Source organism: Streptosporangium sp. NPDC000563 (genome assembly GCF_040299985.1).
Lineage (GTDB): Bacteria > Actinomycetota > Actinomycetes > Streptosporangiales > Streptosporangiaceae > Streptosporangium.
In genome coordinates this window covers 316,083-328,316 of record NZ_JBEPDA010000003.1, presented here as the reverse complement: position 1 = coordinate 328,316, position 12,234 = coordinate 316,083, and the positions used below count along the sequence as shown (strand labels likewise).

Sequence of the window (12,234 nt, the reverse complement as noted above, 5' to 3'; positions counted from 1 at the left end):
TGTGTGAGCCTTACGATCATGTAAGACTAGCGCTCGATTTTAAATAGTAAAGATTCTTTCCTGTTGTGCCTTCGGTGCTCGCACACATCGAACGCGCATACATCCGATCTTTAATGGGAGGTTCACTTGGTGAACCTGACCGTCCCCCAGTTGCTCAGGGATCGAGCCCTCGCCGACCCCGAGGGGGTCGCGCTGATCGTGCACGGCTCGGCTCGGCTCACCTATCGCGAGTGGCACGAGCGGTCCACCGTGCTCGCGAACAGCCTGGTCGCACGGGGCGTCACCCGAGGCGACCGGGTGGGTCTGGTGTTCGGGGCCGCGGACTGGGCGGACTACGCCGTGGCGTTCTGCGGGGTGCTGGCGGCAGGGGCGGTGGGCGTACCGCTCTCCGACCGCCTCGCCCTCGATGACCTGCGCCTCATGCTGGAGAACTGCCGCGCGACCGGCGTCGTGCACGCCCAAGGTCTCGCGGTTCCCGAGGTCGGCTGGAGCGCCACGGTCGACGCTCTGAACGTCGAAACCTCCTATGAGAAGGCCGATATCGCGCCTCCGGAGCCCGGAGATCTCGCCCAGATCCTCTACACCTCCGGTACGACGGGCCGTCCCAAGGGGGTCTCGGCGACCCATGCCAATCTGGCCTACGGCTGCGGTGCCAAACGCCGCCCGTTCGCGCACTCCCGGCATCTGGTCCACGCCTTCCCGATCGGGACCAACGCCGGACAGGCGATGCTGATCAACGCGCTCGACGCCCATCCGGCCGTCGTGACGCTGCCGCGCTTCACCCCGGCCCGTTTCGCCTCGCTGATCGAGTCCTACCGCGCGGGAACGGTCTTCCTCGTCCCCGCGATGGCCATCGAGCTGATCAACGCGAAGGTGGCCGAACGGCACGACCTGTCCAGCGTGCTGCTGCTCGGCTCGGCCGCCGCGCCGCTGCCCTCGGCCGTCGCCCAGGCGCTGACCACGGCCTTCCCCAGAGCGACGATCACCAACTACTACACCTCGACCGAGGCGGCCCCGGCCCAGACGGTGATGATGTTCGACCCGGACCGGCCGGGAAGCGTCGGCCGCGCCATCGCCGGAGGGCGGGTCAGGATCGCCACCGCGGAGGGAGAGCCACTGGAGGCGGGAGAGACCGGGGAGGTCTGGATGCGATCCCCCGCGGCACCGCGCGCCTACTACGGCGACCCCGAGAACGGGACCTTCCGCGGCGGCTGGGTACGGATGGGCGATCTCGGCTACATCGACGCCGAGGGCTACCTCTACCTCGTCGACCGCGAGAGCGACGTGGTGAAGTCCGGGGCCTTCAAGGTCTCCACGATCCACATCGAGGAGGTCGTCTACCGGCACCCCGCGGTGATCGAGGCCGCCGCGTTCGGGGTTCCCCACCCCGTGCTCGGAACCGTCGTCGCGGTGGCCCTCGTCACCGAAGAGGCCCTCGCGCCCGAGGATCTGCGGATCTTCCTCAAGGACCGCCTTGCCCCGCACGAGTTGCCCGCGCACGTCATCACGGTCGACGCCCTGCCGCGCAACGCCGGCGGCAAGGTCGACAAGAAGGCCCTGCGCCGGATGACGGAGAGCGAGTGATGGCCGGTCTCCCCGCCGAGCACACTTCACGGAACGAGGTGGCGGAGACCTCGGAGACCTCGTGGGAGAACACGTCCGGGGGCCTGCCGGAGGTCACGTTCACCCAGCAGGGGATGTGGGTGACCGAGCAGAGCGTGGGCGGGGGCGCCGCCTATCACATGCCGATACTCGTCCACCTGCGCGGCGATCTGGACACCGGAGCGCTCCTGGCGGCCTGCGAGGCGGTGGTCGCCCGGCATCCGATGCTGCGCGATGTGGTGGCGGAGGTGGACAACGAGCTGCGGCTGGTGCCGGGAGCCGAGGTTCCCGTACGCCGGGTGACGATCCCCTCTTCCGCCGACGTCGCCGCGGGGGCGGCGGGGGACACGCGCGACCTTTCGCCCTCGCCGCATTCGCCTTCCCGGGACGGCGAGAGCGGTGAGGACGGCGAGCGGTACGGGCGGGCCGTGCGGGAGGAGATCCTGCGCGCGTTCGACCTGGAGAAGGGGCCGCTGGCCAGGTTCACCCTGTTCGAGATCGGTCCCGGACGGAACCTCCTGCTCTTCGTCGCCCACCACCTGATCTTCGACGGGCAGTCGAAGGACATCCTGGTGCGCGATCTGGCCGCCTTCTACAACGGCGAGCCGCCGCCCCCGCTGCCGGAAATCGACCACGGGCGGGCCGAGCGCGGCCGGGTGGCCGCCCTGCTTCCCGCCGCGCGCGAGTTCTGGAAGCCCCGCTGGCGCGATCCCGGCGAGACCGTCGTTCTCGGCCGCGCGCTGAGATCCCGGCGAGCGGCCCAGGGCCGGGTACTGCGGTTCACCGTGAACCCGTCGATCGAGCCGGACCCGTCGCGGGACCTCTCCTCCACCCCCGTCCTGACCCGGTTCGAGGTGCTGCTCGCCGGGCTGCACACCCTGCTCCTCGGCTACGGCAACACCGCGGTCACCACCGCCGTCGACCTGTCGACCCGGACCCCCGAGGCCGCGGGACACATCGGGCTGTTCGTCAACGAACTCCCGGTCGCCTCCGGTCCGTCCCCCGAGGCGACCTTCCGCGAGTTCGCCACCGCGCTGCGCACCGAACTGAGGGAGATCTACCGCTTCCGCCAGGTGCCGCTCTCCCGGGCGATGCCCCGCCTCAGACCGCACGCCGCGCTCGTCCCCGTCTCCGTCAGCTACCGCACCCGCCGCGACGCGGACCCGGTGTTCACCGGGCTCGACGCGTCGGTGGAGTGGACCGTCTTCAACCACGCGGTACGCGGCGCGCTGCACCTGCAGTGCGTGGACGGTCCCGGCGGGCTGGAGATCAGCCTGCGCCACGACCCCGAGACGGTGCCCGACGCCGCCAGGGTCGCCGACGACCTGCGTCTCCTTCTGGAACGCGCCACGCACAACCCCAACCTGACACTGCACGAAATTCTGGAGGACGAGATGGGTTCCGTCACCACGCTGAACGACCAGGTACGCGAGATCTGGGAAGAGGTGCTCGGCATATCACCGATCGCCGATGACGACGACATCTTCGATCTGGGGGGCCACTCCCTCACCATCACGCAGATCATCGCCCGGATGCGCAAGCGCCTGGACATCGAGGTCTCCCTCGACGACTTCTTCGACAACCCGACAATCGCCGGGATCGTGGACTCCCTCGGCGATGACTGAGATCCTCGACGGCCTCCGTCTCTCCCGCCTCGCCGACGACGACCTGGAACTCCTGCTGTTGGTGAGGCACTTCGAGCTCAAGCTCCTGGAGCTTTACGGCAGGGGTGACCTCAACGGCACCACGCACACCTGCCTCGGCCAGGAGTACGTCCCGGTCGCGCTGCGATCCCTGCTCGGCCCGGCCGACCACGTCTTCAGCAACCACCGGGGGCATGGCCACTACCTGTCCAGGTTCCGCGACCCGCACGGCCTGCTCGCCGAGATCATGGGCAGGGAGGGCGCGGTCTGCGGGGGTGTCGGCGGCAGCCAGCACATCCACCGCGACCGCTACATGTCCACCGGCGTTCAGGGTGAGAGCATGCCGGTCGCCGCCGGTGTCGCGCTGCACCTCAAGCGCTCCGAGCCCGGCACCCTCGCCTGCGTCCACATCGGCGACGGCACCTGGGGCGAGGGCGCGGTCTACGAGGCGCTGAACCTCGCCGCGCTCTGGCGGCTCCCGCTGCTCGTCGTGGTGGAGAACAACGGCATCGCCCAGTCCACTCCGACCGCCTCGCAGATGGCCGGGACGGTGGCCGGCCGGGCGGCGGCCTTCGGCATCGCGCACCGGCTGGTCGTCTCCACCGACGTCAACGAGATCCGCCTCTCGCTGGAACGCGAGATCGCGCGGGTGCGCGAGGGGCAGCCTCTGGTGGTCGAGTTCGTCACCCACCGCCTCGGGCCGCACAGCAAGGGCGACGACATCCGCCCGGCCGACGTCGTACAGGCCGCGAGGGAGAACGACTGGTACGCCCGCTACGCCCACGACCACCCCGAGCACTTCCACCGGCTCGACGGCGTCGTCAAGGCCGAGGTCGAGGCCGTCGCCGACGAGGTGGCCGCGCGCCCCCTCTCCCGCTGGGAGGGATCGTGCGTGTAGCGGAGAACCTCAACGCGGCCCTGCACGGGCTGCTGAACGACGACCACACCGCCTACGTGCTCGGCGAGGACATCCTCGACCCGTACGGCGGCGCCTTCAAAATCACCAAGGGGCTCTCCACCCGCTTTCCCGAGCGGGTGATCGGCACCCCGATCAGCGAGGGCGCGCTCACCGGCGTCGCGGCGGGACTGGCGCTCGCCGGTAACACGGCCGTGGCCGAGATCATGTTCGGCGACTTCGTGGCGCTCGCCTTCGACCAGCTGTGCAACTTCGCCGGCAAGTCGGTGTCGATGTACGGCAGGCGGCTGCCGCTGCGAATGGTGGTGCGCTGCCCCACCGGTGGCGGCCGGGGCTACGGTCCCACGCACAGCCAGAGCCTGCAGAAGCACTTCGTCGGCATGCCGGGACTGTCGCTGTACGAGATGTCCCCCTTCCATGACAACCGCGCGGTGTTCGCGGCGATGCTGGAACGGGGCGAGCCGTGCGTGTTCTTCGAGGACAAGGTCCTCTACACCCGGCAGATGGAACGGGTGGACCCGCTGTTCCTGATGCGCCGCGACGGGGACCTGGCCGTGGTGGACATCCGCGACGCGGGTCACCGTCCCGACTGTGTGGTCATCGCTCCCGGCGGAATGGTCCACCGGGTGCTGGGCGCGATGCGCTCCCTGATGATGGAGGAGGAGATCTCCGCCCGGCTGCTCGTCCCCTCCCGGCTCTACCCGCTGGACGTCGACACGCTGCTGCCCCACCTCGGGGACGTCGTCCTGGTCGCGGAGGAGAGCACCGCCGGGGGCACCTGGGGCAGCGAGGTCGCCCACCTGCTGCACGCCCGTCTCTGGGACCGTCTGCGAGGACCCGTCCGCCTCGTCCACTCGCGGGACTCCGTGATCCCCACCGCCGCGCACCTGGAGAACGAGGTCCTGGCCGGGGAGTCCACGATCCACCACGCCGTACGGGAGGCTCTGCGTGGCTGACATCCACGTTCCCAAACTCAACAACAACGACACCGAGTACCTGGTCGTCGAGTGGCTCGTCGGGAACGGAAAGCCCGTCGTCGCGGGAGAGCCGATCGCCGTACTGGAGACCTCCAAGGCGGCCGACGAACTGGAGGCGGGGGAGAGCGGCTACCTGCACCACGTCGCCGCCCTCGACAGCTGGATCGCTCCGGGCGCGCTCCTCGCCCGCATCACCGCCGAGGCGGTTCCGCAGCCCGCCCCGGTCACCGGCGTGCCCGCGCCGGTCACCGGCGTGCCCGCCCCGGTGGCCTCCGAGGACGCGGCGCGGCAGCGGGACGCGCCGGTGGCCGAGCCGGTCGTCACCGCTCCCGCGCGGGTGGCGATGGAGGAGCTCGGCGTCTCCCACGCCGAGGTCGCGTCCCTGGGCCTCGCCGTCGTCCGCAGGACCGACGTGGAGGCCCTGGTCCGCCGCCGTACCGGGCAGACGGCCTCCGACGTGCGCGAAGACGTGCGCGAAGACGCGCGGAAGGAGCGGCAGGACGCGCGGGAACCGGCCGCGGACCCGGGCGCGCACCGCCTCTCGCGGGTGCAGCGTGCCGTCGCGCGTGCCGTCACCACCTCGCACGCGACCATCCCCGCCGCGTACACCGTGGTGAAGTTCGAGGTGGGCCCGCTGCTGGAGCGGGCCAAGGGGCTGAGCAGGGAGGTACGCAGGCCGGTCGGGCCGGCGGAGCTGTTCGTCCAGGCCGTCGCCGCGCTGCACCCGGCGTTCCCGCTGTTCTTCGCCTCGGTCGACGGTGACCGGGTACATCCGGCCGACGCCCCGCGCGTCGGCGTCACCTTCGACATGGGAGAGGGCCTGTACGTGCCGGTCGTCCACGACACCGGCTCGCTCAAGGCCATCGCCGACGCGCTCATGCGCTACCGGCTCGCCGCCACCGAGGGGGACTTCCGCGAGAAGGACCTCACCGGTGCCAACATCGCCGTCACCCTGCACACCGACGCCGACGTCATCCTCGCGATCCCCCTCATCTTCCCCGGTACGGTCTGCGCTCTCGCGATCACCTCGCCGCAGCCCGAACCGCGACTCGCCGAGGACGGCACGGTGACGATGAGAACCGTCGCCAACATCGGCCTCGCCTACGACCATCGGCTGATCAACGGACGGGACGCCGCGCTCTTCCTCGCGGCCCTCCGGATGGAGTTACAAGCGTGACCGAGACAACACTGTCGGACGCCAAGAAGGCGCTGCTCGCCAGGCGGCTCAAGAGCCGCGGAGAGTCACGGGCCACCGTCGCCCGCCGCGCCTCAGGAACCGTCCCGCCCCTGTCCCACGCCCAGGAACGCCTGTGGTTCCTTGAGCAGTACCGGCCGGGCACCACCACCTACACCGTCCCCGTCGCGGTGCGTCTGCGCGGTGAGCTGGACGAAGACGCGCTGCGCCGGGCGCTGGACGAGCTCGTCGCGCGCCACGAGGCCCTGCGGACGCGGTTCCTCACCACCGACGACGGCACCCCGGAACTCGTCATCGACGAGCCGGGTCCGGCCGCGCTGCGCGTCGTCGAGGCGGACGGCGTGGACGCCGCGATCGAGCTGCTCGACGCCGACCTCGCCGTCCCGTTCGACCTGGAGCACGGCCCGCTCTTCCGCACCGTGCTGGTGAGGATCGCGCCCGACGACCACGTCCTCCTCATCGCCGCCCACCACACCGTCATCGACGGCTGGTCCAGCGACCTGCTCATCCGCGAGCTGCTCGTCCTGCACGACGGCGGGACCCCGCCGCCCGCACCGGTCGGCTACGGCGACTACGCCCTCTGGCAGCGGGGCCGCGACCACCGCCGCGAGATCGACCACTGGCGCGACCGGCTCGCCGGGCTGCCCGCGATCGAGCTGCCCACCGACAGGCCGCGCCCCGCCGAGCAGCGCCACGAGGGAGCCGCCCTCGACGTCCGGGTGGATGCCGACCTCACCAGGCGGCTCACCGAGCTGGGCGCCGAGGCCGGCGCCACGCCGTACATGACGCTGCTCGCCGCCTTCCAGGTCCTGCTGGCCCGCTACTCGGGACAGACGGACTTCGCGGTCGGCTCCCCGGTCGCCGGGCGCGGGCTGCCCGAGCTGGACGGGGTCGTCGGCATGTTCGTCAACACCCTGGTCCTGCGCGCGGACCTGGCCGACGACCCGTCGTTCACCACTTTCCTCGCCAGGACGCGCGAGAGCGCCCTGGACGCCTACGCGCACCAGGAGCTCCCGTTCGACCAGCTGGTCAACGAACTGAACGTGGTCCGTGACGTGAGCCGGTCGCCGCTCGCGCAGGTCACCTTCGCGCTGCAGAACTTCAAGGCGGGCGAGGAGGACGGGCGCGTCTCCTACCTCACGCTCCCGGCGAGGACGACCCGCTTCGACCTCGGCCTCTACCTGTTCGAGAGCCCGGACGGGCTGGTCGGCCACCTCGCCTACAGCACCGCGCTCTTCGACCCGGAGACCGTGGAACTGCTGGCGGCGCGCTTCGAGACGCTGCTGCGCTCGATCGTGGCGGACCCGGACACGCGGGTGGGCGAGCTGTCGCTGCTCTCCGACGAGGAGCGGGAGAGGGTCCTGGGCTTCGGCTCGGGTCCCGCGCTCCGGCCGTCGGGTCACGACCTGCTGCACGACCTCGTCACCGCGCGGGCCGCGCTCACGCCCGGTGCGACGGCCGTGGTCCACGAGGGCTCGCCCGTCTCGACCACGCTGCCCGCCACGCGCGGCGGCTCAGGGCCGGGTACGGCGTCGACGGCGGGCGGCTCGCTGACGTACGCCGAGCTCGACGAGCGTTCCACCAGGATCGCCGCCCTGCTGAGGAACCGTCACGGCGTGGGCCCCGACACCAGGGTGGGCGTCTTCCTCGACCAGTCCACCGACCTGGCGGCGGCCGTCATCGGCGTGCTGAAGGCCGGTGGCGCCTACGTGCCCCTCGACCCCAAGCAGCCCCGTGACCGGCTGGCGTACATGCTCGCCGACGCCGGGGCCGTCGCCGTCCTGACCACCTCCGCCCTGAGTGACCTGCTTCCCGACGTCACGGGCACGCCGGCGATCCGCCTGGACTCCGAGGCGCTGGAGGAGACCGGGTTCGAGCCACCGGAGGTGTCGCCCGACCACCTCGCGTACGTGATCTACACGTCGGGGACCACCGGGCGGCCGAAGGGCGTCGGGGTGCAGCACCGGCAGGTGCTCAACTATCTCGCCGGGGTCGAGGAGCGTTTCGAGGTCGAACCCGGCGGGGTCTACACCCTGCTGCAGTCGCTCTCGTTCGACTTCGGGGTGACGATCTTCTACCTGTCGCTCATGACCGGCGGAGAGCTGCACCTGGCCGACCCGCAGGCCCCCGCCGAGGAGCTCGCCGGGCTGCTGAGCGGCACCGACTACCTGAAGATGACCCCCTCCCACCTCGCCTCGCTGCTCGCCGCGGTGGACGACCCCGCGCAGCTGCTCCCGCGCAGGCTCCTCGTCCTCGGCGGCGAGGCCTCCCGGTGGAGCTGGGCCCGCGAGCTGACCGCGCACACCACGGTGGTCAACCACTACGGCCCCACCGAGGCGACGGTCGGCATCTCCACCCACGCCGTCACCGGCGAGCACGAGCGGGCGCTGAACCTGCCGATCGGCAGACCGCTGCCCGGGGCCGCGGTCTACGTGCTCGACGAGCACCTGCGGCTGGTCCCGCCCGGCATGACCGGCGAGATCTACCTCGGCGGCGACCGGCTCGCCCGCGGATACCTCGGGCGGCCCGGCCTGACGGCCGAGAGATTCCTGCCCGACCCGTACGGCGGGCCCGGCACCCGCATGTACAGGACCGGTGACCTCGGCCGGTGGCTGCCCTCGGGCGACCTGTGCTTCCTCGGCCGCCGCGACCTGCAGGTCAAGGTCAGGGGCTACCGGGTGGAGCTGCCGGAGATCGAGTCGGTGCTCGCCGACCAGCCGGGGATCGCCCACGCCGTCGTCGACCTGCGCGGGGACCGGCTGGTCGCGTACGTGGTCGGCGAGGTCGCCGGAGACCAGATCAGCGTGAGCGAGCTGCGGGCGCGGCTCGGTGAGCGGCTCCCCGAGTACATGATCCCCGGGCGGTTCGTCTGGCTGGACGAGCTGCCCCTGAAGTCGCACGGCAAGGTCGACCGGGCCAGGCTGCCCGAACCCGACGAGGCGCGGCCCGACCAGGAAGCCGGATTCGTCCCGCCGGAGACGCCTCTCGAAGAGGCGATCGCCGAGGTGTGGGCGAAGGTGCTCGGACTGGTACAGGTCGGCGTGCTGGACGACTTCTTCGACCTGGGCGGTCATTCGCTGCTCGCCGCGCAGGTGGTCGCCCGCCTTCGGAAAGCCATTCCTGAAGGCGGGCGCCAGGTCACGATCCTGGACCTGTTCAAGCACCGGACCGTCCGCGAGCTGGCGCGGCTCGTCGAGACGGCCGACGACGGCCCGCGCATGCTGCTGCACCGGCTCACCCCGGCCCGCGCGGCCACCTCGACCCTGGTCTGCGTGCCGTACGGCGGCGGCAGCGCCGCCATCTACCAGCCGCTGGCCGACAGGCTGCCCCAGAACTGGGCGCTGCACGCGGTCGCCGTCCCCGGCCAGGAGATGGGGTTGATCGAGGAGACCCGGCCGGTGGCGGAGGTCGCGCAGGGCTGCGTGGACGAGATCCTCAAGGACATCCGAGGCCCGCTCGCGCTGTACGGGCACTGCGGGCTCGGCGTCATGCTGACCGTGGAGATCGCCCGTCGCCTGGAGGCCGCGGGCCGCCCGGTCGAGGCGATCTACCTCGGCGGCATCTTCCCCTTCGCCCGCCCCACCTCGGTGCTGGCCAAGCTGTCGAACCTCACCGACCGCCTCCGCAGCGACCAGGTCTGGGCGAACGCCCTGCAGGCCGCGGGTCTCGACGTGGAGGACCTGGAGCGCGACCAGCTCAAGCTGATGATCGACAACCGTCGCAAGGGCACCAAGGAGGCGGAGCGCTACTTCACCCGCCTCTTCGAGGAGGGCGTCGAGCCGCTCAAGGCACCGATCATCTCCGTGGCGGGTGACCGCGACCCGGCCACCGAGTTCTATCAGGAGCGCTATCGCGAGTGGCATCTCCTCACCGGCTCCACGGCCGTGGTCGTCCTCGACGAGGCCGGACACTTTTTCCTGAAATATCGGGCGGAAGAGCTCGCGACCATCGTGACCGGCACTCACCGGGCCATCGCCTCGGGTGACACGGCCAAGCTGGCCCGCACCGACCGGTCCACCTGGTGGCTCGGCGGCGTCTCCACCCAGGACGACCTCGCCGAAGTCGCCCCGGCGACGACGGCACCCGCGATCACCGGCGCGGGACCGGTCGCCCCCGCCGGCCCTGACTCCGCCGGTCCTGACTCCGCGGCGTCCGCCCTTCCCGGCTCCGGCACGGGCGGCGCGCCACCGGGGACGACAGACCCGCTCGCGACGGGCACCCCGGCACGCTCGGGACCTCCGCCCAGCATGAAACGGTTCGCCGTCGTGGCGGCCGGGCAGCTCGTCTCGATCGTCGGGTCGTCGCTCACCGAGTTCGCCATCCCGCTGTGGATCTACATCACCACCGACTCGCTCGCCAGATTCGCCCTCTTCTCCGTCCTCGCGCTCGTTCCCGGCATGCTGGTCTCCCCGCTGGCCGGAGCCCTCGTCGACCGCCACGACCGGCGCAAGATCATGATCGCCGGAGACATCGGCGCATTCGGCACCCAGCTGACACTGGGCATCCTGCTGTGGACCGGCAACCTGCAGATCTGGCACATCTACCCGCTCCTGGTGCTGCTGTCGATCGCGCTGACCTTCCAGCGCCTCGCCTACAACTCCGCCATCCCGCAACTGGTGCCCAAACGCTTCCTCGGGCACGCCAACGGTGTGGTCCAGATGGTCACCGGTACCGCTCAGCTGGTCGTCCCGCTGGCCGCGGTCGGTCTGATGGCCGCGATCGGGCTGGAGGGCATCCTCGTCCTGGACGTCGCCGCGTACGTCTTCGCGATCAGCGTGCTGCTCTTCGTCCGCTTCCCGAAGACGATGGCGTGGAAGCGCAGGGAGTCGCTGGTCGCCGAGATGGTCGAGGGCTGGAAGTTCTCCTGGGGCAACCGGGGCTTCCGCGGCATGCTGTTCTTCTTCGCGGTGCTGAACATCTTCCTGTCCCCGCTGTTCCTGCTCATCTCACCGCTCGTCCTGGGCTTCGCCACCCTGGACGACGTCGGCCGGATCTCCTTCTTCGGCGGTCTCGGCGTCTTTCTCGGCGGCCTGACCATGACCGTCTGGGGAGGCCCGCGACGGCAGCGGCTGCGCGGCGTCATGCTCTCCACCCTCGTGCTCGGCGTCTTCTGCCTGGTCACCGGTCTGCAGCAGAACCTGATCCTGATCGGGATCGGCGCCTTCGGCATGTCGTTCTGGCTGACCATGCTCAACGGCGTCTACGCGACGATCATCCAGGTCAAGGTGCCGCAACGCTTCCACGGCCGCGTCATCGCGCTCAACACGCTCGTCGCCTGGTCCACCCTGCCGGTCGGCTTCGGCCTGGTCGCCCCGTACGGCAGCGAGCTGTTCGAACCGCTGATGCTCCCCGGAGGGCCGTTGGCCGACACGGTCGGCCTCGTGCTCGGCACCGGCGAGGGCCGGGGCGTCGGCCTGATGTACGTGCTGTTCGCCGTCGCCATCGTGGTCACGGCGCTGGTCGCGATGCGGACCCGCACGCTGTCCAGGTTCGACACCGACGTCCCCGACGCGCTCCCGGACGACCTGGTCGGCTTCCAGGCCATCCAGAGGCGCCAGGAGCGCGAGCGTGAGGAACGCGAGCGCGGCGAGCCGACCGCCGAGGTGATCTCGATTCGGAGATGACGTCCTTCCCGCGCCCGAAGGCGGGGTCTCCACGCTGAAAGCGATCACTTCTCCCGGCCGGCCGGCAGAGGCGCGGTCTTTCATCAGGACTCAAGGCCAGGGAACACAGAGTGCTCACCTGCCGGCGGCCACCACCGGGAGTCCGCCGGATGGCTTACTCCCGGAACCGATCAGGAAGACGACGACCCCGTCCTGAGCGGCGTAACCCCGGCCCTCTTTCGGAGAGGGCCGGAAGGAACGGGTGAAGAGAAAACGGACGGGGCGCGGTCGACGACCA

General features: G+C 70.8%; 6 protein-coding genes. All 6 read left to right on the top strand.

From position 1 onward, the window contains the following. Positions 1-129 precede the first annotated feature (129 nt). From ABT352_RS12175 to ABT352_RS12150, 6 genes are read left to right on the top strand one after another with little or no spacing between them, the layout of a single operon-like run. The gene (locus ABT352_RS12175) at positions 130-1,584 is read left to right on the top strand and encodes a class I adenylate-forming enzyme family protein (RefSeq protein WP_350944655.1); all 1,455 of its coding nucleotides are present in this window, start codon (positions 130-132) and stop codon (positions 1,582-1,584) included. After that, complete coding sequence (locus tag ABT352_RS12170) at positions 1,584-3,227, top strand: condensation domain-containing protein (protein WP_350944654.1); 1,644 nt, start codon at positions 1,584-1,586, stop codon at positions 3,225-3,227. Before ABT352_RS12175 ends, ABT352_RS12170 begins: the two co-directional genes overlap by 1 nt. Next, positions 3,220-4,143, top strand: a complete 924-nt coding sequence (locus ABT352_RS12165) for a thiamine pyrophosphate-dependent dehydrogenase E1 component subunit alpha (protein WP_350944652.1) — start codon at positions 3,220-3,222, stop codon at positions 4,141-4,143. Before ABT352_RS12170 ends, ABT352_RS12165 begins: the two co-directional genes overlap by 8 nt. Beyond that, entirely contained in the window at positions 4,134-5,117 is a 984-nt protein-coding gene (locus ABT352_RS12160; protein ID WP_350944650.1) for an alpha-ketoacid dehydrogenase subunit beta, read from the top strand. The genes ABT352_RS12165 and ABT352_RS12160 overlap by 10 nt, the downstream gene beginning before the upstream one ends. Then, on the top strand, positions 5,110-6,315 hold the full coding sequence (locus ABT352_RS12155; RefSeq protein WP_350944649.1) for a 2-oxo acid dehydrogenase subunit E2: 1,206 nt from the start codon (positions 5,110-5,112) through the stop codon (positions 6,313-6,315). Before ABT352_RS12160 ends, ABT352_RS12155 begins: the two co-directional genes overlap by 8 nt. Beyond that, positions 6,312-11,957, top strand: coding sequence for a non-ribosomal peptide synthetase/MFS transporter (locus ABT352_RS12150; protein ID WP_350944648.1), 5,646 nt, complete (start codon positions 6,312-6,314; stop codon positions 11,955-11,957). The genes ABT352_RS12155 and ABT352_RS12150 overlap by 4 nt, the downstream gene beginning before the upstream one ends. Positions 11,958-12,234: the final 277 nt, after the last annotated feature.

Excerpts from the sequence above, each read along its gene's own strand:
- ABT352_RS12165 (WP_350944652.1), top strand. The coding sequence starts at position 3,220 with ATGACTGAGATCCTCGACGGCCTCCGTCTCTCCCGCCTCGCCGACGAC.
- ABT352_RS12170 (WP_350944654.1), top strand. The coding sequence starts at position 1,584 with ATGGCCGGTCTCCCCGCCGAGCACACTTCACGGAACGAGGTGGCGGAG.